The following is a 25,194-nucleotide window of genomic DNA, read 5'->3' as shown; positions in this document are numbered from 1 at the left end:
GGACCAGAGTTGCGTGTCCTCGATGGCGTCCGCGCCCAATCCAGGTCCTTCTGCCACCACCGCCGTGCTGGCGAGCGTCGCCGCGCTCGGCATCTGGCGGCTGCTCGCCGTGGCCGCGCCGCACCTTGCCGCCCTCGCGCTGATGTACCAGACCGAGACCGATTTCGGCTCGCGGCTCTCGTTCGCGCTGGCCTGGGGCATCCTCAATTTCTTCTGGATCACATTGCTGCGCCGGCCGGCCCTCTCCGGCGCGCTGTCGCTGACCATGGTGGTCGTGCTGGTGCTGCTGTCGCGGCTGAAGCACGACGTCGTGCAGATGACGGTCAACTTCATCGACCTGATGATGATCGACCGCGACACCGTCGCGTTCCTGTTCGCGATCTTCCCGAATTTGCGCTGGTCGGTGATCCTGGCCGGCCTGGTCACGCTGCCGCTGATGTATGCGCTGTGGTGGCTCGATCCGTTTCGCATCCGCCGCCTGCCCGCGCTCGCCTGCAAGCTGGCCTGTCTTGCCGCGCTGGTCTTCTATTCGCTCTATCACCCTGACGAGGCCTGGCGCGGCTATTACGACGACGGTTATCTCTCGAAGTTCTTCCGCTCCGGCGTCAGTTCGGTCTCCGATTTCGTGCAATATGGCTTCATGGAATCGGCCGCTGCGACCAATGAGCGGCTCAACATGCCGCTGGTCGATTCCTGTCACCCCGCCGGGCGCCGGCCGAACATCATCATGATCCATGATGAATCGAGCTTCGACATCCGCGCCGCGCGCGGCATCAAGGTGCCGCAGGGCTATGGCAGCCACTTCAAATCCTGGGACGGCAAGCAGCGCACGTTCCTGGCCGAGAGCAATGGCGGGCCGAGCTGGTTCACCGAATACAACGTGCTGGCGGGGCTCTCCTCGCGTTCGTTCGGCCGCTTCGCCTATTTCGTGACACGCATCGCCTCGAGCCGCGTCGAGCGTGGGCTGCCGCTGGCGCTGCGCCGCTGCGGCTACGACACGATGTCGCTGTATCCCGCCCATGGCGGCTTCATGGCCGCCCGCAGCTTTCAGACGACCACCGGAATCGAACGCTTCCTCGATTCGAAGGATCTCGGCGCCAAGGACGTCGAGCCCGACAGCTTCTTCTACGAGAAGGCGCTGCAGCTGATCGGCCAGCAGCCGCCCAACAAGCCGCTCTTCACCTTCATCTATCTCGGCGCCAATCATTTCCCCTGGGAGACGCGCTTCCGTCCCGAGCTGCTGCCGAACTGGCGCGCGCCGGGCAATGTGGCGTCCATCGACGAATATCTGCGCCGGCAGGCGATGAGCGCCGAGCAGTACAAGGCGTTCGTGGCGGGGCTGAAGAAGAAATTTCCGGGCGAGCCCTTCCTGATCGTGCGTTACGGCGATCATCAGCCTGAGTTCGCGCCTGCCATCCTCGAGCCCGGGCTGGACGAGGGCGCTCTCGGCAAGAAGCTCGACGCCTACGATCCGCGCCTCTATGCGACCTATTACGCGATCGACGCCTTGAATTTCCAGCCGGTCAAAAGCGAGGCCGTGATGGACACGATCGACGGCCCCTATCTGCCCCTGGTGATCCAGGAGGCCGCGGGCATCCCGCTCGACCCGTCCTTTGCCGAGCAGAAGGAGATCATGCTCCGCTGCAAGGGCGTCTTCTACGGCTGCAAGGACGGCGCCGAAGCGCGGCGGCTGAACCGCCTGCTGATCGATGCAGGGATGATCCGGGGGCTGTAGCCTCTCGCCGCGTATCTCGTACTTTGTAGGGTAGGCAAAGCGGAAGCGTGCCCACCATCTCTCACCGCATTGAAGAGATCGTGGGCACGGCGCTGGCGAAATCTCGCCCTACCGCCCGCCCACCTTCTCCCACAGCCACCTCGCCACCGCATCGGGCGATGAATTCGCATCGTTGCCGCTGGCGCGCAGGTTCGCCTCGCGCATGGTGGCGATGTCGATCTTGCCGAGCAATGGTCTCAGCGCCGCCTTGAGTCGCTCGTCATCGGCGCGTTTGGGCGCGAGCAAAAGGATCGCGTCATAGGGCGGGATGGCCTGCCTGGGGTCGCCGAGCGCGACCAGATCGTATTTCGCGATCAGGCCGTCGCTGGTGTAGCCGGCGATGACGTCGACCTCGCCGCTCGCCACCGCCGCATACATGAAGTCCGGCTGCATCTGGCGCTGGGCGCGGAAGGAGAGGCCGTAGGCTTTCTGCAGCGCCGCCCATTCCGGCCGCGAGAAGAATTCGTAGTCGCCGGCGATCGACATCGTCGATGCGTGCGCGGCGAGATCGGTGATGGTGCGGATGCCGAGCGCCTCGGCACGTTGCTTCGGCATCACCAGCGCATAGGCATTCTCGAAGCCGAGCTCGCCGAGCAGAGTGATGTTGTCCTTCGCCAGCTCGCTCTTCAGCTCCGCGATCAGCTCGGCGCGCGGCTTGATGTCGGTGCGATGCAGCTGGTTGGCCCAGAGCGTGCCGGAATAATCGACACAGAGATCGATGTCGCCGGCCTTCAACGCCCCGAAGATCACGCTGGAGCCGAGCCCCGAGCGCGCCGTCGCGGAGAGGCCGGCGGCCTGCAGGCGGTCCCTGAGCAGCGCCGACAGCACATATTGCTCGGCGAATGTCTTGGCGCCGACGATATGGCCCTGCGACGAGCGCCCCATCGTCGGCACCAGCGTGGCCGCGACCAGCGCTGCGATGCCGGTCGCGCCGAGCACGGAGCGGGCACGGCTGCGCTGGCGCAGGCCACCTTCGATCAGGCCGAGCAGCTGATCGACGGCGAGTGCGAGCAGGGCCGAGGCGAAGCAGCCGAACAGCACGAACACCCAGTTCTGGGTCTGCAGTCCGGCAAAGATGTAATTGCCGAGGCTGGTCTGTCCGATCGGCGTCGACAGCGTCGCGGTGCCGATCACCCACACCGCGGCGGTGCGGATGCCCGCCATCATCACCGGCAACGCCAGAGGCAGCTCGACCATGATCAGCGACTGGCGTGCGGTCATGCCGACGCCCTTGGCGGCCTCGATCAGCGCGGGATCGATGCCGTTGAGCCCGGCGATGCCGTTGCGCAGCACCGGCAGCATCGAATAGAGCGCGAGCGCCAGCATCGCCGGCAGGAAGCCGAAGGCCGAGAAGGACACGCCGAACCAGGCCAGCGTCACCGATGCCGCCAGCAGCAGCAGCGGATAGAACAGTGCGAGCAGCGCCAGGCCCGGCACCGTCTGCACGATGCTGGCGACCGCGAGCAGGACGGCGCGCGGCGCCGGGCGGTTGCGCGTCAGGATCGCCAGCGGCAGGCTGACGGCGAGACCGAGCGCGAGCGCGGCCAGACTCACCCGCACGTGGTTGCCGAGATAATCGGGCAGATGCGCCAGCGCCTCGCCCCAGCGTGGATCGGCAAGCACGCTCATGCCGTGCCGCCCTGCGGTAGCAGCGCGTTCAGCCGTTCGACCTGGCGGCGCGGCGTGCGCAACAGCTCGAGCACGTAAGCGTCGCTGCTGCTGGAGAGCTCGGCAGGGGTGCCCTGGGCGAGCAGCCTCCCGCCGCGCATCACCGCGATGCGGTCGGCGAGCAGGATCGCCTCGGTGATGTCATGCGTGATCATCACACTGGTCAGGCCGAGCTTGCGGTGCAGCGCACGATAATCCTCGCCGAGCGCGTCGCGGGTGAGCGGATCGAGCGCGCCGAAGGGCTCGTCCATCAGCACGATGCGCGGCTTTGCCGCAAGCGCCCGCGCCACGCCGACGCGCTGGCGCTGGCCGCCGGAGAGCGCCGCCGGCAGGCGGTCGCGATGCGCATCGCCGTCGAGCTGCACGAGCGCGAGCAACTCGTCGACGCGCGCAGCGATGCCCGCCGCCGGCGCGCCCAGCAATTTGGGTGTGATCCCGATATTGTCAGCGACGCTCAGATGCGGAAACAGCCCGCCGCTCTGGAAGACGTAGCCGATCCGCCGCCGCAGCGCGACCGGATCGACGCTTTGCACGCCCTCGCCCTCGACACTGACGGTGCCGCCATCGGCCTCGATCAGCCGGTTGGCGAGCCGCAGCAGCGTCGTCTTGCCCGAGCCCGAGCTCCCCACGATGGCCACGAACTCGCCTTCGGCGGCGTCGAGCGACACACCGTCGACAGCCCTGAGCGAGCCGAAGCGCTTGGTGACGTGGGAATAACTGATGGCCGGTTTGGAAGGCATCTCAAGTAGGCTCGCGCTTGTCCTTCCCTGGCGGGCCAGGGAGGGTGGTCCCATGCGTAGCACGCTTGCCGCCTTGATTGAACTTGGCGGCGCGAGCGGCTAAGGCATCAAGCGAAATTCGGAGGAAGCCTATGTCGACGCCCACGGCGGTGGCGCTGGAAGATGCCAAGGTCGCGTTCCGGCTCGGGGACGGGCGGGTCTATACGGCGGTGGAGAAAGCCCATCTTGCGGTTGCGCAGGGCGAGTTCGTGGCCATTGTCGGCCCCACGGGCTGCGGGAAATCGACGCTGCTCAACGTCGCGGCGGGGCTGTTGAAGCCGGCCGCCGGCAGCGTCAGGATTTTCGACCGGCCGCTGGCCGGGCTGAACCGGGATGCCGGCTATTTGTTCCAGGCCGACGCGCTGTTCCCCTGGAAGACAGCGCTCGACAATGTCGCGATCGGGCTCGAGATCAAGGGCACGCCGCGGGCCGAGGCGCTGCCGCGCGCGCAGCAATGGCTCACCTCGGTCGGCCTTGGCGCCTTCGCGGGTCGCTATCCGCACATGCTCTCCGGCGGCCAGCGCAAGCGCGTGGCGCTGGCGCAGGTGCTGATCCGCGATCCAAAGATCCTCCTGATGGACGAGCCGTTCGGGCCGCTCGATGCGCAGACTCGCCAGGTGATGGGCAATCTGCTGCTCGATCTGTGGAGCGCCGACCGCAAGGCGGTGCTGTTCGTGACCCACGATCTGGAAGAAGCCATCGCGCTCGCCGACCGCGTCGTGATCATGTCGGCCGGTCCGTCCTCGCGCATCATCGGCGATTGGCGCGTCAGCTTAGCCCGCCCGCGCGACATCTTCGAGGTACGGCTGGACAAGGGGTTCCACGAGCTCCATCGCGAGATCTGGAGCGTGCTCAAGGACGAGGTGATGAAGGGTTACGCGCAATCCACGCAAGCGGCGGAGACGGTCTGATGTCGCGCCCGACGCTGCTCGCGCTGCAAGTCCTGGTCGCGGTCGTCTGCATCGTGCTGTGGCAGGTGCTGTCGACCGTCCCCGTATTCGGCAAGATCCTGCTGCCGCCGTTCTTCTTCTCCAACCCGCTCGACGTCTTCAGCCAGATCGTGAAGTGGTTTTCCTCCGGCGTGATCTGGAAGCATCTCGGCATCACCCTGACGGAATCGATCCTCGCCTTCGTGATCGGTTCGCTGGCCGGCGTGCTGGTCGGCTTCTGGTTCGCGCGCCAGCCGCTGGTGGCCGCGGTGTTCGATCCTTACGTGAAGATGATCAATGCACTGCCCCGCGTGGTGCTGGCGCCGATCTTCGCACTGTGGCTCGGCCTCGGCATCTGGTCCAAGGTCGCGCTCGGCGTGACGCTGGTGTTCTTCATCGTGTTCTTCAACGTCTATCAGGGCGTCAAGGAGGTGAGCCGCACCGTGCTCGACAACGGCCGCATGCTCGGCATGAGCGAGCGGCAGCTGATGCAGCACGTCTATTGGCCCTCGGCGCTGTCCTGGATGTTCTCCTCGCTGCACACCTCGGTCGGCTTCGCCGTGGTCGGCGCGGTGGTCGGCGAATATCTGGGATCCGCGGCAGGGCTTGGCTATTTGATCCAGCAGGCCGAGGGCGTGTTCGACGTCGCCGGCGTGTTCGCCGGCATGTTCGTGCTCTCGGCGTTCGTGATCCTGATCGACTTCGGGGTGACGCTGGTCGAGCGGCGCCTGCTGGTGTGGCGGCCGACGGCGTTGGACGGGCGGGGGTAGGCTCGATCGCCTGCTGACGTTTACGTGATCGGCCGGCCGGAATAGAACGCGCGCCCACGCGTCCTACCCCCATGCAACAAAGCTGCATGGGAGTTCAGGATGGACCAGTTACAATTTCGCCGCGTCGTTGCGGCGCTCGCAGGCAGATGCCGATGGCCGAAGCCGGGCCTCGGCACGGCGCTCATCGGCGCTCGCATTTTCGCCGCATTCGCGCTGCCGTCGCTCGTGCTCGCGCATGAACCTCATCCGGTCGCCGCGCCGGTTGCGCACAGCGCGGACGAGCGTGCGTTCCTGCAAGAGAACGACGCGGCGATGACGAAGATGATGGACGACATGGCGGCCAAGCCGACCGGCGATATCGATCGCGACTTCGTTGCGATGATGACCCCGCATCACCAGGGTGCGATCGACATGGCGGTGATCGAGCTGCGTTACGGCAAGAACGAGCAATTACGGCGCATCGCCCAGGAGATCATCGTCGATCAGATGCAGGAGATCGCGGCGATGAAACTCGCCATCGGCGAGCCTGCAACGGACACGACGCCGGCTCCGACGCAACAGCCATCCGCTCCAGCCGCAAACGTTCATCATCAGGGTGTGCAGATGGATATGTCCGCCGCAACGAAGAAATAGGAGTCACCGATGAAGGCGTCGCAAAGCAACATCATGAAGAGCGTTTTCCTCGCAGCCACGATGCTCGCCACGGGTTCGGCCGCATGGGCAGGGCAGGCGCCGGGCGCGCTATCCGCCCGCGATATTCCGATCAGTCATCACGATCGCGTCTATGCGGCCGAGCAGTTCTCGAACACGGTCTCGGTGACAGATCCGGTCGACAACAAGCTGCTTGGTGTGATCCGCCTCGGAGATCCGCAACCCGGCAATTTCAGCCCGCTCTACAAGGGCCAGGTTCTCGTGCACGGCATGGGTTTCTCCCCCGATCACAAGACGCTTGCCGTGGTATCGATCGGCTCGAATTCGGTGACATTCATCGACACCGCGACCAACGCGGTCAAGCACACGACTTATGTCGGGCGGTCGCCCCACGAGGCGTTCTACACCCCCGATGGCAAGGAGGTGTGGGTCACCGTCCGCGGCGAAAACTACATTTCCGTGATCGATGCCAAGAGCCTGAAGGAGAAGACCCGCATCACGACCCCCAACGGGCCGGGGATGCAGATCTTCTCGCCTGACGGCAAGTACGGCTACATCTGCTCGTCGTTCAATCCCGAGACCGATGTCGTATCTGTCGCCGATCACAGGATCATCGCCAAAGTAAAGCAGGAGAGCCCGTTCTGCCCGAACATCGCGGCGACGCCCAACGGAAACCAGGTCTGGTTCACGCTGAAGGATGTCGGGCGGACCCAGGTGTTCAACGCGAAGCCGCCGTTCAACCCGATCAAGACGATCGACACTGGTCCGATCACCAATCACGTCAACTTCGCGCACACTGCCAAGGGCACGTTCGCCTATGTCACCGTCGGTGGTCTGAACCTGGTGAAGGTTTTCCGCACGGACGATTTCTCGCAGGTCGCGACGATCCCGGTCGGTAGTCTGCCCCACGGCGTCTGGCCGTCTGGCGATGGCACGCGCATCTATGTCGGCCTCGAGAACGCCGACGCCCTCGCAGCGATCGACACTGCGACCAACAGCGTGGTTGCGACTGTCCCGATCGGCCAGGCACCGCAGGCGATCGCCTACGTCCCAGGCGCGGCGCCCAATCCGGATGACCGCCAGAATCTGCAGCCGCTGGGCGTAGCCGGCCGGGTCGCCCATCTTTCGATGGGTCCCAAGGACGGATCGAAGGACGGCACGGCGCCGACCAGCGTCTCGCTGTTCGACCAGGGCCTGATTCAGATATTGCAGGCTTCGGTGACGGGACTTCAACCCAAGCAGAAATACGTGCTTGCGCTGGCGGATCAAATTGACGGAAGCGGGCCGCTGCAGCCACTTGCGGCCTTCATGACGAATCCGGCCGGATCAGCCATCGTCAACGCGGCTGGCCCGATCCGCCAGATCGTCGATCAATCCGCGGTCTCCGGAAAGCGATATCTCGTGATAGCTTCCGGTGACTCGGCCGAGCCCGGCGCCGCGGTCCAGATCCAGACACAATGACGCGCCGTCGGGCGTCGACGAAAGGCGGGCGGAGCGCTCCATGAAGGACATGCTGGTTCAGGTCGAACCGCTGATCCCCTCGCTCCGCCGATATGCGCGGGCGCTGATGCGTGATCGCGCTACGGCCGACGATCTGGTTCAGGATTGCCTGGAGCGCGCCGTCGGCCGCTGGCATCAGCGGCGCGACGGCAGCGTGCGCGCCTGGCTGTTCACCATCCTCCACAATCTGGCGGTCACCCAATTTCGTCAGGCCGCGACGCGGGGAAGGCATATGCCGATCGACGATGCAGGCGAGCGCGAGCTCGTGAGTGCTGCCGCGCAGGAGCACAGGCTGATCTATCAGGATGTCTTGAACAAGCTCGCGAAGCTGCCGGAGGAGCAGCGGGCCGTGCTGCTGCTGGTTGCAGTCGAAGACTTTTCCTATGCCGATGCCGCGAAAATGCTGGATGTCCCGATCGGGACCGTGATGTCGCGCCTGTCCCGCGCGCGGGAACGGCTGCAGCATGAGATGGAGGGGGCTGCGCCGGGGAATATCATGGAATTGCGGAGCGTGAAATGAGCCAGCGACCGATCACGGAAGATGATCTCCACGCCTTTGTGGACCAGGCACTAGCACCCGAGCGTCGTGGAGAGGTTGCTTCCTATCTGAACGATCATCCGGATGCCGCCCGGCGCGTCGCGGCCTTCGCCAGCCAGCGCGAACAGTTGCGCAGCGCGTTGGCTTCGATTGCGGATGAACCTGTGCCGGTCGAACTGAATCTGTCGCACATCATCGAACGTCGAAAACGAGGTCCTTTGCGTACATGGAGCGCAATCGCGGCGCTGTTGCTGGTGGGCATCGGCGGTGTCGGCGGGTGGACCATGCGCGGCCTGTCGCAAGGTGGTTCGACCGGCTTGCCCGCATTGGCACAAGAGGCTGCCTACTCCTATGGCGTCTACGCACCGGATCGCGTGCGGCCGGTCGAAATACGAGCGTCCGACAGCGCCGAGCTCACGCAATGGGTGTCCGGCCGGCTGAGGCGGGCGGTCAAGGTGCCTGATCTCTCCGCGTCGGGCTATCGGCTGATGGGGGGGCGCCTGGTTGCGACCTCGCATGGTCCGGCCGCGATGTTCATGTATGACGACGATCGAGGCGACCGTCTCGTCATGCTGACACGTCCAATGAGCAGCGGCAGTCAGGATGCGCCAATGATGCCGCACGCGGCGGGCGATATCGCGGGCTTCGCATGGGCGGATCGCGGCATGGGCTATACGCTCGTCGGCCAGCTTCCGGGGGACACCCTCAAGCCGATCGCAAATGAAATTCGGAAACAGACGGGACCGATCTAGCTTCAGGACTCGGAAAGCTTCTCAAGCCCCTCCCGCTGCTCTATGGTGCCGCCGGCCGAACGGAGGAACCCCATGAAGAACACGATTGCCAGGCTCGCCGGCGCGCTGCTCGCGCTGACGCTCACCGTCTCGCTTGCCCAGGCGCAAAGCAAGGTCACCATCGCGGTCGGCGGCGGCTCCTGCCTGTGCTATCTGCCGACGGTGCTGGCCAGGCAGCTCGGTGAATACGAGAAGGCCGGCCTCAATGTCGAGCTGGTCGACCTCAAGGGCGGCTCGGACGCGCTGAAGGCCGTGCTCGGCGGCAGCGCCGACGTCGTCTCCGGCTATTTCGACCATTGCGTCAATCTCGCCGCCAAGAAGCAGGAGCTCCAGTCCTTCGTGGTCTATGACCGCTATCCCGGCCTCGTGCTGGTGGTCGCGCCCTCGCGGACCAATGAGATCAAGTCGGTCAAGGATCTCGCCGGCAAGAAGGTCGGCGTGAGTGCGCCCGGCTCCTCCACCGACTTCTTCCTCAAATACATGCTCAAGAAGAACGGGATCGATCCCACCAGCGTCGCCGTGATCGGCGTCGGTCTCGGTGCCACCGCGGTCGCCGCCATGCAGCAGGGTCAGATCGACGCTGCCGTGATGCTCGACCCTTCCGTGACCGTGCTTCAGGGCAGCTACAAGGATCTGCGCATCCTCTCGGACACCCGCACGCAGAAGGACACGCTCGAGACGTTCGGCGGCGAGTATCCCGGCGGGGCGCTCTACTCGACCGTGGCCTGGATCAACGGCCACGAGAAGGAGGCGCAGGCTCTTACCAATGCCATCCTCGCCACGCTGGCCTGGATCCATTCGCACTCGCCGGAGGAGATCATGGCGAAGATGCCGGAGGAGACGGTCGGCAAGAACAAGGATCTCTATCTCGCCGCGCTGAAGAACACGATTCCGATGTACTCGGAGACCGGCAAGATGGACCCGAAGGGGGCGGACGCCGTGCTCGCGGTGTTCAGCGTCGGCTCGCCCGAGGTGGCCAATGCCAAGATCGACGTCAGCAAGACCTTCACCAACAAGTTCGTCGAACAAGCCAAGAAGACCACGGGAAATGTCAAATAGCTGACGCGATAGTCGTCCCGCATGACGTCACCGATCATTCATCGCGTCACGACGCTCGCTCTTGCGGTGCGGCCGATCGCCTGGCCGTTCGCCGAGGAGCGTCGTGACGAGATCGCGGCGCACTTCGCCGAGAAGCAGCGCGAGCGGCCGAAGATCTGGAACGGCCGGGTCCTGCTCGGACGCGATCCCGTGTTCGCGGGCGGCCATTTCGCTTCCACCTATTTCGAGACCGATTTCGCAAGCTTCCTCGCCTGGCGCGACTGGGGCTTTCCCGGCGTCCCCGTGTTCAACGGTTTCGGCATAGGCGCGCTGCGTACCTCCGACGGCGCCTTCATCATGGGCGAGATGGCGCAGCACACCGCCAATGCGGGCCGTATCTACTTCCCGTCGGGCACGCCCGATCTCGACGACGTCAGGGACGGCGCGCTGGACATCCCCGGCAGCGTCGTCCGCGAGCTCGAGGAGGAGACCGGCCTGACGCCGGCGGACTACCGGGCCGAGCCGGAATGGCACTGCGTCGTCAGCGGTCCGACGATTGCGATGATGCAGGTGCTCAACCTGGATATGTCGGGCGAGGAGGCCCGCGCCCGGATCGAAGCCAACCTCGCCCGCGAGGACGAGCCCGAATTGTCGGCCATCCATCTCGTGCGCGGGATGAGTGATCTGAAGCCGACCATGCCGCGATTTGTCACGGCCTTTATCGAGCAGCAGTTCGCCTCGCGCTGATGCGCAAGGCTTGACATCCCTGCGCTCTGCCCATGTGATGGGGGCAAGCAAGATCAAGACGAATGCAACGCACAATCGTCCAGGGAGGTTCTGATGCGCATGCGCATGGCTGCCCGTTTGCTACGTGGGCTGTTGGTCGCGATATCGGCGACAGGTTTGGCGGTGTCCGCCGAGGCCCAAGACAAGGCTCAAGACAAGAAGCTCAAGATCGGTGTCATCTATGATCTGACCGGCCCGCTCGCCGGCGGTGGCTCGGAGCTGCAATATACCGGCGCGCGAATCATGCTGGATCAGTACAGCGGGAAGGACGTCGAGGGCTACAAGATCGAGGCGATCTATGCCGATGCTCAGAGCAAGCCGGACGTCGCCATCAATGAAGCGATCCGTTTGATCGAGCAGGAAAAGGTCGACATGCTGCTCGGCTTCTTTTCCTCGGCGCAGTGCGTGCCGGTGGCAGCGCGCGTCGAGCAACTGAAGAAGTTCATGTGGATCACGACCTGCATCTCTTCTGCGGTGCTGGAGAACAAGAACTACAAATACGTGTTTCGGCCGCAGGCCTCCGGCGATCAGTTCGGCATGATGACGATGGACTTCATCGCGCAGAACACGAAGGAGAAGCTGGGCAAGGAGCCAAAGGACCTGCGGGTCGCCATCATCCATGAGGATGGCGCCTACGGCGTCGACGTTGCCAAGGGCAACGAAGCCGGTGCCAAGAAGGCCGGCTTCAACATCGTGCTCAGGGAGGGCTATTCGGCCACGGCCCCGGATTTGTCTGCGCTGGTCACCAAGCTGAAGCGGGCCAAGCCGGATGTGGTCTTCCACACCGGCTACAATCCCGACATCACCCTGCTGCTCCGGCAAGCGCGCGAGCAGGGGCTGAAGTTCGGGGCACTGGTGGGACATGGCGCCGGCTACGGGGTCTATGAGAAGCTGAAGGAAGGCCTCGGCGCCGATGTCAACTACGTCTTCAACACCGATCCGATCTCGATCTGGCTGGCCAACCAGAAGAGCATGGATCCGAAGCTGCCGCCGATCATCAAGGCGGTCGGCGAGGAGTTCGACAAGCGCAAGCCGGGCCTCGCCATCCGTTCGGCTCATGTCGGCATGGCGGCGTCCAACACCCACCTGTTCCTGACCGACGTGCTGCCGCGAGCCATCAAGAAATACGGCGGTATAGATCCCGACTCCCTGCGCAAGGCAGCACTCGACACCGACATCCCCGAGGGCGGCACCATGCTCGGCTTCGGCGTCAAGTTCCACGGCGAAGGCTCGCCCATGGCCGGCCAGAACGAGCGCTCGTTCCCCGTCGTGATCCAGTACGTCGACGACAAGTCCTACGTGGTGTGGCCCAAGAGCCAAGCGCAGCGCGAGGCCGTGCTGCCGCTGCCGAAGGGCACCACCTATAGCAACCAGTAGCGGCGGAGAGCTTTGGTGCTGGAAGTCAGCGGGCTGGTGAAGCGGTTTGGCGGCTTCACCGCCGTGAACAACGTGTCGTTTCGGGTCGACCAGGGCGAGATCCTCGGCCTGATCGGCCCCAACGGCTCGGGCAAGAGCACGATCTTCAACATGCTCTCCGGCACGCTGGCGCCGACCTCGGGCTCGATCCTGTTCGGCGGCTCCGAGATCGCGGGGCTCGCCCCGCACCGGATCATCAACAGCGGCATCGGCCGCACTTTCCAGATTCCGCGCCCGTTCCGCCGCCTGACCATCTTCGAGAACGTCGCGCTCGCCGGCTTTTATGGGCAGGGCCGCCACAGCCGCGTCAAGGCCGAGGAGGCGGCCGAGCGTTCGCTCGCCATGGTCGGCCTGCCGACCGATCGCCATGCCAGCGTCGACGGTCTCGGTGCCGCCGGCCTGAAGAAGCTCGAGCTCGCCAAGGCGCTCGCCACCGCGCCGAAGCTGCTGCTGGCCGACGAGAGCCTCGGCGGCCTCGACGAGGCCGAGATGGACCAGGCCGCCGACATGCTGCGCAACATCCGCGACGAGCTCGGGATCACCATCATCTGGGTCGAGCACATCATGGGCGTGCTGATGCGCGTCGTCGATCGCGTCATGGTGCTCGATCACGGCGAGAAGATCTCGGAAGGCCTGCCGAGCGCGGTCGCCGGCGATCCGCGCGTCATCGAGGTCTATCTCGGCACCGATGCCGAGACCACACAGGCCGCGGCCGCCGAAGCGCGCCGCCGCGCGGGAGGCTAGCCGATGCTGGAGCTCCGCGCCGTCAATGCCGGCTATGGTACGTTCCAGGCGTTGTTCGACGTCAGCCTCGACGTCAGGGCCGGTGAAGCCGTCGGCGTCATCGGCCCCAACGGCGCCGGCAAGACCACCCTGATGCGCGTCATCTCCGGCCTGATCCGGCCCTCGCGCGGCTCGATCCGGATGGAAGGCGTCGACGTCGTGGTAACGCCGCCGCACAAGATCGTCAGCCTCGGCATCGCCCATGTGCCGGAGAACCGGCGATTGTTTCCGCAGCTCACGGTCGACGACAATCTCAAGATGGGCGCGTTCATGAAGGAAGCGCGCGGGCATTATGCCGAGCGGCTCGAGGTCGTGTTCGACCTGTTCCCGCGCCTGAAGGAGCGGCGGCACCAGATGGCCGGCACCATGTCCGGCGGTGAGCAGCAGATGTGCGCGATCGGCCGCGCGATGATGTCCAATCCGAAATTGCTGCTGCTCGACGAGCCGTCGGCGGGTCTCGCGCCGGTCGTGGTGCAGCAGGTGTTCGAGCTGGTGAAGCGGATCCGCGCCAGCGGGCTGACGGTGCTGATCGTCGAGCAGAACGTGCAGCAGGTGCTGAAAGTGGTCGATCGCGCTTATCTGATCGAGGCCGGCTCGATCCGCGCGTCCGGCACCGCGGCCGAGATGCTGGCGAGCGATACGGTCAAGGAAGCGTATCTCGGGGTGTGATGGGCATGCAGGGATTCCTCGACGTCTTCGACATCTACCTGCTGGAGGCCGTGATCAACGGCATCCTGCTCGGCGGCGTGCTGGCGCTGCTCGCGCTCGGGCTCAACCTGATCTTCGGCGTCATCGACGTCACCTGGATCTGCTACGCCGAGCTCGTGATGATCGGCATGTACGGCATGTATTTCTTGGTGCAGGTTTACGGCGTCAGCTATTTCGTTGCCGCCCCGCTCACCATCCTGCTGGTCGCCGTGCTTGGCGCGGCGCTGCATTACCTCGTGATCGCGCCGCTACTGACCGCGCCGCCGATCAACCAACTGCTCGCGACCGGCGGTGTTCTGTTCGTGCTGCAGAGCTTTGCCACCGTCGCCTTCGGCATCGACTTCCGCAATCTCGGCATCCGTCTGCCGGTGCTCGCCTTCGGCGACATGAATTTCAGTTATGCGCGGCTGCTGTCGTTCCTGGCGGCGCTGGTCGGCATGGTCGCGGTCTACTTGTTCATGACGCGCACCTTCACCGGCACCGCGATCCGCGCCATCTCGCAGGACCGCCAGATCATGGCGCTGATGGGTGTCGACACCAGGCGGATCTATCTCATCACCTCTGCGCTCGGCGGCGCGCTGGCCGGGCTCGCCGCCTGCCTTCTGGTGCTGCAATATGACGTGCACCCCTTCGTCGGCCTGTCGTTCGGGCCGATCACCTTCCTCATTTGCGTGCTCGGGGGCCTCGGTAATTTCATCGGCGGCTTCATTGCCGCCTTCGTGTTCGCCGAGATCATCTCGCTCGGCGGCCTGTTCTCCGATCTCGAATGGGGCTACGTGCTCGCCTTCGCCTTCTTCATCGTCATGATGTTCATCCGGCCCGCGGGCCTCCTGGCGAGGCGCCGATGATGGGGCAGGGGCGGCTTGCGGCATGGGGAATAGGCCTGGCGGCGCTGGTCGCGCTGCCGTTCGTCTATCGCGATCCCTATCATCTGCACATCCTGGTGCTGATCCTGATCTGGTCGTTCGCCTACACCTCCTGGTCGGTGATGGGACGGTTCGGCCTGGTCTCGCTTGGGCACGGCGGCTTCATGGGGATCGGCGCCTATGTCACCGCGCTGCTGTGGAATCACGCAGGGCTGTCGCCCTGGATCGGCATTCCCATCAGCATGATCGCGGCCGGCGCGCTGGCGCTGATCGTCGGCTATCCCTGCTTCCGTTTCCGCATCACCGGGCATTATTTCGTGCTGGTGACGCTGGCGCTGTCGGGCATCGTGCTCCAGGTCATCACCGCGACGCGCGACTACACCGGCGGCTCGCTGGGCTATACGCCGAACCGTACTTCGGGCAGCAAGCTGCTGGCGCTGCAATTCGACGACAAGACGACCTGGTACCTGATCGCGCTCGGGGTCTGGCTGTTCGGCATCGTGGTCTGGCACTGGGTCGACCGCAGCATGGCCCGCTATGCGCTGGAGGCGATCTCGGAGGACGAGGACGCTGCGGCCGCCGCCGGCGTCGACGTCACCGCGGAGAAGTTGAAGATCACGCTGCTCAGCGCCGTGATGACGGCGCTGGCGGGCGCGATCTACTGCCAGTACCAGATGTTCATCACGCCCGACACCGTCAGCGGCATCGCGGTGTCGCTGCAGATGGTGTTCGCGGCCATCGTCGGCGGCCTGTTCGTCTCGCTCGGCCCGACCGTCGGCGCCATCATCACCATTATGCTGGCCGAGACCCTGCGCATCGGTTTCGGTACCAAGGCGGTCGGCTGGGACAACCTCGTCTACGGGCTATTGCTCGTGCTTTTCATCATATTCCTTCCCAAGGGCATCCTTGGTAGCTTGCTCGACCGATTGAAGCCGCAACGCAAGGTGCCCCGCGCTCATGAGCAAGAAACCGTCCAAGCCGCTCGCCCAGGAGCTTGACCGCTACATCACGCCGTTCCGCTATGACGGCTCCGGCAAGTTTCATCTCAAGGATCACAAGACCAGCGAGAAGGGCGGTCTCGACAAGGAGGCGGCGCAGGCGATTCTCGACGCCAACAAGAAGCGGCTGACCGAGTTTCAGGAGAAGCTCTACGCGCAGGACCGCTGGTCGTTGCTGATCGTGTTCCAGGCCATGGACGCCGGCGGCAAGGATAGTGCCATCAAGGCGATCTTCGAAGGCATCAACCCGCAGGGTTGCGAGGTCCATGCCTTCAAGGCGCCGAGCAGCAAGGAGCTCGACCACGACTTCCTCTGGCGCCATGTGATCGCGCTGCCCGAGCGCGGCCGTATCGGCATCTTCAACCGCTCCCACTACGAGGAATGCCTGGTGACGCGCGTGCACCCGGAGCTCCTCGCCAAGGAGAAACTGCCGCAAAAGCTCCTCACCAAGAACATCTGGAAGGAGCGGTTCGAGGACATCTCCGCATGGGAGCGCTATCTCTGCCGCAACGGCACCGTGGTGCTGAAGTTCTTCCTCAACGTCTCCAAGGACGAGCAGCGCGAGCGCTTCCTCGACCGGCTGCAGGATCCGGCCAAGCAGTGGAAGTTCTCCATGGGCGACATCGAGGAGCGCGCGCTGTGGCCGCGCTACCAGGCGGTCTACCAGGACATCGTCCGGCACACCGCGACGTCTCATGCGCCTTGGTACGTCGTGCCGGCCGACCACAAATGGTTCGCGCGCGTCGTGATCGGCTCGGTGATCAATGCGACGCTCGAAAAGCTCGACCTGCGCTTTCCCCGTGCCGACAAGGCATCGCTGCGCGAGTTCGACGAGGTGCGCAAGGCGCTGGAGCAGGAAGAAGAACGGGACAGGACAAGAAAATCGCGAAAACAACCCCATGCACAGTAGCCGGCGGCAGCAAAATCAACGGCTTGGTGGCCGCTGGGAAAGCTTGCTGATTTGGCGAAATGAGTTTGTCGCGTCGGGCAAAACAGCCGCTCGCCGAGTCCTGCGGAACCGGCCTGTTCAATTGTGATGTTTCACCCGGCTGATCCCGCTTGACAGTTTTGTGTCACGGGAGGACCATGCCGATGGTCGCAAACAAGCGACGCGCAACGTCCACCTCATGAGCAAGGGGAGGTCTATGACACCACCTCCGCAAATCCAGCCGCGTTAAGTGCGATGGAGCTCGTTCGGACTATCGCATAGCGGCGAAAACCGCGAACGGCACGCCGGGTCAAGGTTTAGCGGGCTGCATCAGTAAGGCAGAGCCCCTACCTTCCCGGCGCTGTATTTTTTTATCGCATCGATCGTGTTGCCGGCGTGATGAGGCCGCCGCGATCGGCGTCTTTTCACATCCTTTTGTCGTCTTCCTCCTCGCCGTCATTCCAGGCCTACGCCCGGAATGACGGAGTAATCGCGATGGTGGCCCGATCGCTGTCAGGCGGATGCGGCGACACCGGCAGCCTCACGGATGGCCGCTGCGATCTCGTCTTCGCTGCGTCCTCCGTTGATGGCGATGCGCCCGCCGAAGACGAAGTGAGGAACTGACCTGACCCCGGCTGCCGCCGATTGAGCCGCCTCCTGCTCGACACGTCGGTGTTGCTCGGGATCGAGCGCTATCGCGCGGGCTTCTTCACGTTCGAACCCATAGGTCACGGCGATATCCGCGAGGACATCGGGGTCTGAGATGTTCTTTGCTTTCAGAAAATGGGCATCGGTGATCGCGACCGCGAGCTGATGCTGCGTACCTTGTGCTCGCGCCGCAAGGACTAAACCGTGCGCCGCCTGCGTCCTGTAAGTCCAGGGCTGGCGGCTCAGGTCGAGATCAAGGCCGGACGCCCGCGCTTCCGCCTCAGGGCGGGCGAACGACGCCTTCGGATCAGTCACGCCGTAGCGCGAGAGGAGAAGATCGGGAATGTAGAGGCCCTCCGCTGGCGCGTCGGGAAGCAAAAGGACCGGATGTTGACGGATATCCACGTCCAGCTCGGGGAATCGCTCCGCCAGGACCTTATCGAGACGGTGATGCCCGATGATGCACCAGGGACAGGTGATCTCGGTGTAAAGATCGATTTGCAGCATGATCTCATCCTTCTGGTCGTTGAGCCGGCAAGCTGAATTGATCTGAACCCACACTCATCAGACCCAGGTTCTGCCTACCGGTCTGTTCGAGACGTCGGTGAAGCCATCCACGTCACGAACCGGTTAGGGCTGCGGCGGGGGCAGGACCATCTCGACTCCATCGCGCTCGATGACAGGTTCCAGATTTCCTGCGCAGTGGTGTCGGGATCGATTGCCGAAGCCTCGATCGAGTGGTGCAACGGCGGCAGTCGCGCGCATGCCCGCCAAACCAGTCCGATGGGCCGTATGCACTCAGATGTGATCGGCTATCCCCGGCGCGGCGCGCACGTACTCCTTGGCTGCGACCTGATCGACCAGGAATTTCGCAAGATTCCCGCGCGATAGCTTCATGCTGAGCTTCGTCGTGCCGTACCAGCCGACGTCCACTTGGCCTGTTGCGGGCCCATCCTTGAGGTTGGGAATCCGAACCAGCGTCCAATCGAGGCGTGAGTTGCTCACCAGTGCGGCGGTCGCGCTGATATCGTCATAGGCGTTGCGAACGATCAGCCTGAACAGCATGACGAACGCCTGCGACTTGAAGTCGAAACCATCCTTCGGATCACGATAGGCGGCCGTCGAGATCTGAATGAGCCGACGAACGTTCAGCTCTTCCATGACAGAGATGATCGTGCCGACGCCGCGCATAATCGGCCGCTTCTCGCGCGCCTTCAGACTATTGGGCCCGAGCGCGCTGATCACCGCGTCTGCGCCCGCGACGCACGCCTTGATCGCTTCGCGATTGTTCAGCTCACCGAGGATGACTTGGATCTTGCTCCCAAAGGCCGAGAGTTTTCCGGCGTCGCGCGTGTAGACGGACAGCTTATAACCTTGCCGGAGCGCCTCTTCGATAATGTGTCTTCCGGTTGGTCCGGTCCCTCCAAAGAGAGCAATCTTCATCTCATTTTCCTCGTGGGCTTTTGGCTTGGAGCAACTGCCCTAGCTGCTGACATGCATGTTCGCGCTCACAGCCCGAGCAGTTGGCCGGCCCGCCTTCAGGCGGCCTTTTCCAAGACCGAGCGAACCCGGGCTTCGGTGACGGCGATGGCGGCCTTGGCCGCCTCAGGCCCGAAGACGGTGCCTTCCACACGGACGATTTCGATGTCGGTCAGGCCGATGAAGCCCAAGAGGTGGCGCAGATAGCCGGTCTGGAAGTCAAAGGGCGCCCAGTCGCCTTCCGAGAAGACGCCGCCTGCAGCAATGACGAGATAGACCTTCTTGCCGGTCAGCAATCCCTGCGGCCTGCCGGCTTCGCTATAACCAAAGGTCACGCCCGGCCAGGTGATATGATCGAACCAGGCCTTGAGCTGCGACGACGGGCCGAAATTGATCATGCCCGAACCCAAGACGATCACGTCCGCAGCCTTCACCTCGTCGACAAGTTCCTGGGCAAGGCCGACCGCCTTGACCTGCTCGGGCGTGCGCGCCTCTGGGGCCGCGACGCGGCCGTGAATATAGGCCTGCGCGATATGCGGCAGTGGGTTGGCCGCGAGATCGCGAGTCAAAAGCGTGCCGCCCAAGCGAAGCTTGAAGCCTTCGGCGATCTCGGTCGCGAAGCGGGTGGACAGGCTCTCGGCGCCACGAGGGCTCGATGTGACGAGGAGGATGTTGGTCATGGTTGCTCCGGGGTGAACAGGGTAGTAAACTCTTGTTACCAACACTATTAAGGTGACTGCCGTATTCCCCGCAAGAAGGCACTCCAATGACACTTGGTGACATTGATTTTCCCATCCCCCGAAAAGGTGACGAGTGCCGGTTTGTTCGGGAAATCCTTGATCGGGTCGGCGACAAATGGAGCCTGTACATCATCGCAACCCTCAAGGATGGACCGGTTCGCTTCAACGAGCTGCGCCGTCAGATCGACGGCATCTCGCAGCGGATGCTGACGATCACCTTGCGCGGACTGGAACGCGACGGGTTGGTGAAGCGGACATTGTTCCCAACTATTCCGCCGCGCGTGGAATATGAGTTGACGGACGTCGGACGGACGCTTCTTGCGCCCGTGATGGGTCTCGTAATGTGGGCGGACAGCAATCAGGAGAACATCCAAGACGCTCGCGTCCGATACGATGCAAGCTAGTTGGCATCGGACATCACCTGTCCGATTTGCATTCTATGGCACGCTATTGCCGCACAGGCAGAGCGGGGGTCTTCCAATGCGCACGATCCATCGTCTTCTGACTCTCAGTCATCATTGACGAAGAAAGAAAAGATGAGCCAAGCACCTCGGGCCGCCCGCAGAGCTAGCCGCCGGTAACAACTACAAATGCCAAGAGAATGTCGCCCCGAAGGCCAATTTCCGACACAGGCTAGGGGCGAATAGCGGCAATCCGACATGACGCATGTGTTTCGGTGGTCCCGACGCCGCCGGCGCATGCATTTTTTTCAGGGAATCCTCGTGTCGCATAAGCTTGCCCAGGCCTTCTTCGCCGTTCTCTTCCTCGCGCTCTCCTTCCCCAGCGCTCGCGCCGAGCAGGCTCAGCCCGCGATGACCAATGCGGCCGCGTTGTCGCCCGAGGAGGCCAGGCGAGCGCTTGAGACGATCCAGGACGACAGGAAACGCGCGCAGATGATCGACACGCTGCGCGCGATCGCCAATGCGTCCGGCCCGCAGCAGCCCGCGACGCCCGCGCCCGCGCAGACGTCGCCGATCCCGCTCTCGGCTGACGGCCTCGGTGCGCAGCTCCTGCTCACGGTGTCGGAGGAGATCGGCGAGATCTCGAGCGAGATCGCCAGCGTGGCGCGGACGATCACGCATTTCCCGGCGTTCTATTACTGGATCGTACGGACCGCCAACGATCCCGCGGCCTATAACCTTCTGATCGAGATCGCCTGGAAGCTTGCACTGGTTCTCGGTTGCGCGCTCGTGGCCGAATGGGTGCTGTTCCGCCTGATCCGCCGCCCGGTTGCCTTCCTGGAAGGACGCGTGCCGCAAGCCGCGCATCTGCCGGCACAGGCGCTGCCGATTGCCGATCCGCCGTCTTCGGTCGCCGATGTCACCCCCGCGCCCGAGCTGCACAAGCGCCGTCACAGCCTTGCGCGGGTCTGGCAGGTGATGCTGCGGCTGCCCCCCGTGTTCGGCCGCCTCGTCCTCGAGCTGCTTCCCGTTCTCGTCTTCGTGGGCGTCGCGACGGCGCTGCTCGGGACCGAGATCGGCCAGCCCACCACGGTCCGCCTCGTGATCCTCGCCGTCGTCAACGCCTATGCGTTCTCGCGTGGGCTCATCTGTGTGGTACGCGCGCTGGCAGGGCCGTTCGGCCTGTTTCCGGTGCGTGCCGAGACGGCGGCCTATGTCGAGATCTGGGCGCGCCGCATCGTCGGCGTCGGCATCACCGGCATCGCCTTTGCCAATGTCGCGCTGTTGCTCGGTCTGCACCGCGCCGGCTATGCAGCGCTGCTGCGCATGGTGATGCTGATCGTGCATCTCTTCGTCGTCGTCATCATCCTGCAATGCCGGCGGCAGGTTGCCGAGGCCATCCGCGCGCCGGCCGACCGGCAGGGAATCGCGGCCCGCCTGCGCAACCGCATCGCCGGCGGCTGGCACTATCTCGCCATCGCGCTGGATCTCGCGCTGTGGGCGGTGTGGGCGCTCAACATCCGCAACGGCTATTCGCTGCTGCTGCAATATTTCGTCGGCACCATCGTGGTCGCCGTGATCACGCGGCTCGCCGTCATGCTGACGCTGAGCCTGATCGACCGCGGCTTCCGGATTCAGCCGGACATTCTCCAGCGCTTTCCGGGCCTCGAGATCCGCGCCAACCGCTATTTGCCGCTGCTGCGCAAGATCGTGTCGGGCGTGATCGTCTTCATCGGCCTGGTGGCGGTGCTCGAAGTCTGGGGTGTGGACGCCATCGTCTGGTTCTACGGCGGCCAGATCGGCAGCCGGCTGATCTCCGCCCTCGTGACGATCGGCCTTGCCGTGTTCATCGCCGCCGCGATCTGGGAAGCCAGCAACGCGCTGCTGGACCGCCAGATCAACACGCTGTCGCGCGATGGGCACTATGCCCGCGCCGCGCGCCTGCGCACCTTTCAGCCGATGCTGCGCACCGCGCTGCTCTGCCTGATCGCCACGATCGTCGGCCTCACCGCGTTGAGCGAGATCGGCGTCAATGTCGCGCCGCTGCTGGCGGGCGCCGGCATCGTCGGCATCGCCATCGGCTTCGGCTCGCAGAAGCTGGTGCAGGACCTCATCACGGGTCTGTTCCTGCTGCTGGAGAACACGGTGCAGGTCGGCGACAATGTCAGCGTGTCGGGGCTTTCCGGGACGGTCGAGAACGTCTCGATCCGCACCATCCGCCTGCGCGCGGGCGACGGCGCGGTGCACATCGTGCCGTTCAGCGCGGTCACGACCATCACCAATGCCAGCCGCGGCGCCGGCAATGCCTCGGTCAGCGTCAACGTCGCCTACAGGGAGGACACCGACCGCGCCGGCCAGATCCTCAAGGACATCGTCGACGAGATGCGCCGCGAACCGGAATTCCGCGCGCTGATCCGCGGCGACCTCGATCTGTGGGGCATCGACAAGGTGGACGGCGCGATGGTGTCGATCGTCGGCCAGATCCGCTGCACCGAGGCCGGGCGCTGGCCGGTCCAGCGCGAATTCAACCGCCGCATGAAGCTGCGCTTCCAGCAGAACGGCATCAACATCGCATCCGCCACCCAGACCATCCTGATGCATGTCGCGCCGCCGGCAGACGGTGCCGCCAGCCTGACGCCAAGACGGGCGGCCGGTTAGTCGCCCGGCGGAAATTTCCGGCTTGCCTCCGTCCACCCGGCAGCGTTCACTCTGTTTCCAGCCCGCTCCCGACATTCCGACCGTCGACGAGGCGGGCCTGCCGGGGCTCTATATTTCCTACTGGCACGGCATCTGGGCACCGAAGACCACGCCGAAGGAGATCGTGGCCAAGCTCAACGCGGCCATCGTCGCCGTGCTTGCCGATGCCGCGGTCGAGCGGCGCTTTGCCGAATTAGGTCAGGAGATACCGCCGCCCGACCAGCAGACGCCTGCGGCGCTTGCGGCCTTTCAGAAGGCCGAGACCGCGAAATGGTGGCCGATCGTGAAGGCGGCCAACATCAAGCCGGAATAGCCGCGCGCGGCGCCACAAGCACTCTTCCTCATCCTGAGGAGGCCGCGCAGCGGCCGTCTCGAAGGATGGCCGCGGGCGAGATCTCGGCCTTCATGGTTCGAGACGCGCGTACCGCGCTCCTCACCATGAGGCGAGAGAGCTGCTTGCCGCGTTAACTTTTGCTCCAACTGCCGCTCGTTCGCGGCAATCTCGCTGCATTGCGAGATCACAATCGGCGCCTCAGTCTCTACGTCCTTGATCTCGATGGAGCGCTGGCCGACAATGTCCGCCGTTCAATGTGAAGCTCCTTGGGGGAATCGTGAATAGACCTGCTCGGGTCGTTGCCCAATCGACGTCGTCAAATCCGCCGCAAGGCATGGCGCTGCTGCGCGATCCCCTGCTCAACAAGGGCACCGCCTTCACCGAATCCGAGCGCGCCGCACTCGGCCTGCGTGGCCTGCTGCCGCCTTGCGTGCTGACGATGGAGACCCAGGCGCAGCGTGTCCTCACCAATCTGCGCACGCTGCCGACCGATCTGGAAAAATATGTCGCGCTGAACGCGCTGCATGACCGCAACGAGGCGCTGTTCTTCCGCGTCGTCGTCGACCATATCGACGAAATCCAGCCGATCATCTACACGCCGACGGTCGGGCTCGCCTGCCAGAAATACGGCCTGATCTTCCAGCGGCCGCGCGGCATGTTCATCTCCTCGCGCGATCGCGGTCAGATCGCCGAGCTGCTGAAGAACTGGCCCTACCAGGCCAAGCTGATCGTCGTCACCGACGGCGAGCGCATACTGGGGCTTGGCGATCTCGGCGCCAACGGCATGGGCATCCCGGTCGGCAAGCTCTCGCTCTACTCGGCCTGCGCCGGCGTGCATCCGGAATCGTGCCTGCCGATCGTGCTCGACGTCGGCACCAACAACGAAGAGCTGCTGAACGATCCCTATTATCTCGGCCTGCGCGAGCGGCGGCTTACGGGCGAAGCCTATGACAGCTTCGTCGACGAGTTCATGCAGGCTGCGCGAAAGACCTTTCCGGGCGTGCTGATCCAGTTCGAGGATTTCGCCAATCATTCGGCGTTCAAGCTGCTGCACAAATATCGCGACGAAGCCTGCGTCTTCAACGACGACATCCAGGGCACCGCGGCGGTGGCGCTCGCCGGACTGTTCTCGGCTCTGCGCATCTCCGGCGGCAAGCTCAGGGATCAGCGCATCCTGTTCCTTGGCGCGGGCGAGGCGGCGACCGGCATCGCCGATCTCGTGGTGTCGGCCATGATGGCGGAAGGCGCCAGCGAAGCGGACGCGCTCCGGCGCAACTGGCTGGTGGATTCCCGCGGCCTCGTCGTCGGCGGCCGCGATGGTCTCTCAGGCCACAAGCTGCGCTATGCGCATGCCGGCCAGGCGCCGATCTCCGACTTCCTGACTGCGATCAAGACGCTGAAGCCGACGGCGATCATCGGCGTCGCTGCGGTCGGCGGCGCTTTCACGCCGGAGGTGCTCAAGACCATGGCCGAGCTCAACGAACAGCCGATCGTGTTCGCGCTCTCCAACCCGACCTCGAAGGCGGAATGCTCGGCCGAGGATGCCTATCGCTACACCGGGGGCCGCGCGCTGTTCGCCTGCGGCAGCCCGTATGATCCGGTCAAGCTCAACGGTCGCAGCTTCGTGCCGCGCCAGGGCAATAATTCCTACATCTTCCCCGGCGTCGGCCTCGGCGTCATCGCCAGCGGCTCGAAGCTCGTGACCGACGAGATGTTCATGGCGGCGGCCCATACGCTTGCCGATTGCGTCGGCAAGGAGGACCTCGATCAGGGGAGCCTCTATCCGGCGTTGCCGCGCATTCGCGAGGTCTCGGTCCGCATCGCCGCGGCCGTTGCCGACGTCGCCTATCAGCGCGGGTTGGCGGCCGGACCGGCGCCCAACGACGTCAAGGCCCTGGTCCAGTCCCAGATGTACGAGCCGCATTACTGAGCCACTGGGGTTGCCGGCCCTCAGGCTGTCCCGATTCAGGAC

At 64.5% G+C, this 25,194-nt stretch carries 24 protein-coding genes; 19 read left to right on the top strand and 5 right to left on the bottom strand.

What is annotated here, in order from left to right:
• Nucleotides 1-22 precede the first annotated feature (22 nt).
• Nucleotides 23-1,735, top strand: a complete 1,713-nt coding sequence (locus DCM79_RS20130; protein ID WP_257176011.1) for a sulfatase-like hydrolase/transferase — start codon at nt 23-25, stop codon at nt 1,733-1,735.
• Between the two features lie 108 nt (nt 1,736-1,843).
• Here DCM79_RS20130 and DCM79_RS20125 read toward each other — a convergent pair whose 3' ends face one another.
• Entirely contained in the window at nt 1,844-3,403 is a 1,560-nt protein-coding gene (locus tag DCM79_RS20125; protein WP_257176010.1) for an ABC transporter permease/substrate-binding protein, read from the bottom strand.
• Nucleotides 3,400-4,182, bottom strand: a complete 783-nt coding sequence (locus DCM79_RS20120; RefSeq protein ID WP_257176008.1) for an ATP-binding cassette domain-containing protein — start codon at nt 4,180-4,182, stop codon at nt 3,400-3,402. Before DCM79_RS20120 ends, DCM79_RS20125 begins: the two co-directional genes overlap by 4 nt.
• 131 nt (nt 4,183-4,313) lie before the next feature.
• Here DCM79_RS20120 and DCM79_RS20115 point away from each other — a divergent pair, with 131 nt between their 5' ends.
• From DCM79_RS20115 to DCM79_RS20050, 14 genes are all read left to right on the top strand, one after another.
• Nucleotides 4,314-5,132 carry an ABC transporter ATP-binding protein gene (locus DCM79_RS20115; protein ID WP_257176005.1) on the top strand — a complete coding sequence of 273 codons (819 nt, stop codon included), beginning with the start codon at nt 4,314-4,316 and terminating at the stop codon, nt 5,130-5,132.
• The gene (locus DCM79_RS20110; RefSeq protein ID WP_257176004.1) at nt 5,132-5,920 is read left to right on the top strand and encodes an ABC transporter permease; all 789 of its coding nucleotides are present in this window, start codon (nt 5,132-5,134) and stop codon (nt 5,918-5,920) included. The genes DCM79_RS20115 and DCM79_RS20110 overlap by 1 nt, the downstream gene beginning before the upstream one ends.
• A 99-nt stretch (nt 5,921-6,019) precedes the next feature.
• A complete protein-coding gene (locus DCM79_RS20105; RefSeq protein WP_257176002.1) occupies nt 6,020-6,553 on the top strand; it encodes a DUF305 domain-containing protein in 534 nt (177 codons plus the stop codon).
• 9 nt (nt 6,554-6,562) lie between these two features.
• Nucleotides 6,563-8,032 (top strand): YncE family protein, encoded by a 1,470-nt coding sequence (locus DCM79_RS20100; RefSeq protein WP_257175999.1) that lies wholly within the window; start codon nt 6,563-6,565, stop codon nt 8,030-8,032.
• 40 nt (nt 8,033-8,072) lie between these two features.
• Complete coding sequence (locus tag DCM79_RS20095) at nt 8,073-8,591, top strand: sigma-70 family RNA polymerase sigma factor (RefSeq protein ID WP_257175998.1); 519 nt, start codon at nt 8,073-8,075, stop codon at nt 8,589-8,591.
• Nucleotides 8,588-9,361 carry an anti-sigma factor gene (locus DCM79_RS20090; protein ID WP_257175997.1) on the top strand — a complete coding sequence of 258 codons (774 nt, stop codon included), beginning with the start codon at nt 8,588-8,590 and terminating at the stop codon, nt 9,359-9,361. The genes DCM79_RS20095 and DCM79_RS20090 overlap by 4 nt, the downstream gene beginning before the upstream one ends.
• Before the next feature lie 72 nt (nt 9,362-9,433).
• Nucleotides 9,434-10,459 carry an ABC transporter substrate-binding protein gene (locus DCM79_RS20085; RefSeq protein WP_257175996.1) on the top strand — a complete coding sequence of 342 codons (1,026 nt, stop codon included), beginning with the start codon at nt 9,434-9,436 and terminating at the stop codon, nt 10,457-10,459.
• Between the two features lie 21 nt (nt 10,460-10,480).
• Complete coding sequence (locus DCM79_RS20080; RefSeq protein ID WP_257175994.1) at nt 10,481-11,185, top strand: NUDIX hydrolase; 705 nt, start codon at nt 10,481-10,483, stop codon at nt 11,183-11,185.
• A gap of 93 nt (nt 11,186-11,278) precedes the next feature.
• Nucleotides 11,279-12,601, top strand: a complete 1,323-nt coding sequence (locus DCM79_RS20075; RefSeq protein WP_028137974.1) for an ABC transporter substrate-binding protein — start codon at nt 11,279-11,281, stop codon at nt 12,599-12,601.
• A gap of 15 nt (nt 12,602-12,616) precedes the next feature.
• Nucleotides 12,617-13,384, top strand: a complete 768-nt coding sequence (locus DCM79_RS20070; protein WP_028137973.1) for an ABC transporter ATP-binding protein — start codon at nt 12,617-12,619, stop codon at nt 13,382-13,384.
• 3 nt (nt 13,385-13,387) lie between these two features.
• The gene (locus DCM79_RS20065; protein WP_257175993.1) at nt 13,388-14,092 is read left to right on the top strand and encodes an ABC transporter ATP-binding protein; all 705 of its coding nucleotides are present in this window, start codon (nt 13,388-13,390) and stop codon (nt 14,090-14,092) included.
• Nucleotides 14,093-14,097: 5 nt separating this feature from the next.
• On the top strand, nt 14,098-14,979 hold the full coding sequence (locus DCM79_RS20060) for a branched-chain amino acid ABC transporter permease (protein ID WP_028137971.1): 882 nt from the start codon (nt 14,098-14,100) through the stop codon (nt 14,977-14,979).
• The gene (locus DCM79_RS20055) at nt 14,976-15,995 is read left to right on the top strand and encodes a branched-chain amino acid ABC transporter permease (protein ID WP_257175992.1); all 1,020 of its coding nucleotides are present in this window, start codon (nt 14,976-14,978) and stop codon (nt 15,993-15,995) included. The genes DCM79_RS20060 and DCM79_RS20055 overlap by 4 nt, the downstream gene beginning before the upstream one ends.
• Complete coding sequence (locus DCM79_RS20050; RefSeq protein WP_257175991.1) at nt 15,955-16,905, top strand: polyphosphate kinase 2 family protein; 951 nt, start codon at nt 15,955-15,957, stop codon at nt 16,903-16,905. The genes DCM79_RS20055 and DCM79_RS20050 overlap by 41 nt, the downstream gene beginning before the upstream one ends.
• A gap of 531 nt (nt 16,906-17,436) precedes the next feature.
• On the opposite strand, the gene DCM79_RS20045 is transcribed toward DCM79_RS20050, so the two are convergent.
• From DCM79_RS20045 to DCM79_RS20035, 3 genes are all read right to left on the bottom strand, one after another.
• Nucleotides 17,437-18,078 (bottom strand): DsbA family oxidoreductase, encoded by a 642-nt coding sequence (locus tag DCM79_RS20045; RefSeq protein ID WP_257175990.1) that lies wholly within the window; start codon nt 18,076-18,078, stop codon nt 17,437-17,439.
• Nucleotides 18,079-18,369: 291 nt separating this feature from the next.
• On the bottom strand, nt 18,370-19,014 hold the full coding sequence (locus DCM79_RS20040) for an NAD(P)-dependent oxidoreductase (RefSeq protein WP_257175989.1): 645 nt from the start codon (nt 19,012-19,014) through the stop codon (nt 18,370-18,372).
• Nucleotides 19,015-19,109: 95 nt separating this feature from the next.
• Nucleotides 19,110-19,730, bottom strand: a complete 621-nt coding sequence (locus DCM79_RS20035; RefSeq protein WP_257175988.1) for an FMN-dependent NADH-azoreductase — start codon at nt 19,728-19,730, stop codon at nt 19,110-19,112.
• A gap of 86 nt (nt 19,731-19,816) precedes the next feature.
• Here DCM79_RS20035 and DCM79_RS20030 point away from each other — a divergent pair, with 86 nt between their 5' ends.
• The 4 genes from DCM79_RS20030 to DCM79_RS20015 all read left to right on the top strand — a co-directional run bounded on the left by DCM79_RS20030 (nt 19,817) and on the right by DCM79_RS20015 (nt 25,152).
• A complete protein-coding gene (locus tag DCM79_RS20030) occupies nt 19,817-20,194 on the top strand; it encodes a helix-turn-helix domain-containing protein (protein WP_257175987.1) in 378 nt (125 codons plus the stop codon).
• A gap of 318 nt (nt 20,195-20,512) precedes the next feature.
• On the top strand, nt 20,513-22,849 hold the full coding sequence (locus DCM79_RS20025) for a mechanosensitive ion channel domain-containing protein (protein WP_257175986.1): 2,337 nt from the start codon (nt 20,513-20,515) through the stop codon (nt 22,847-22,849).
• A gap of 13 nt (nt 22,850-22,862) precedes the next feature.
• Nucleotides 22,863-23,201, top strand: coding sequence for a tripartite tricarboxylate transporter substrate-binding protein (locus tag DCM79_RS20020; protein WP_373568138.1), 339 nt, complete (start codon nt 22,863-22,865; stop codon nt 23,199-23,201).
• Between the two features lie 298 nt (nt 23,202-23,499).
• Complete coding sequence (locus tag DCM79_RS20015; RefSeq protein ID WP_257175985.1) at nt 23,500-25,152, top strand: NAD-dependent malic enzyme; 1,653 nt, start codon at nt 23,500-23,502, stop codon at nt 25,150-25,152.
• Nucleotides 25,153-25,194: the final 42 nt, after the last annotated feature.

The sequence above is a fragment of the Bradyrhizobium sp. WBOS07 genome, from assembly GCF_024585165.1.
Lineage (GTDB): Bacteria > Pseudomonadota > Alphaproteobacteria > Rhizobiales > Xanthobacteraceae > Bradyrhizobium > Bradyrhizobium japonicum_B.
Note: the sequence above shows the minus strand (reverse complement) of the source record. Positions and strands in the feature narration are given on the sequence as shown.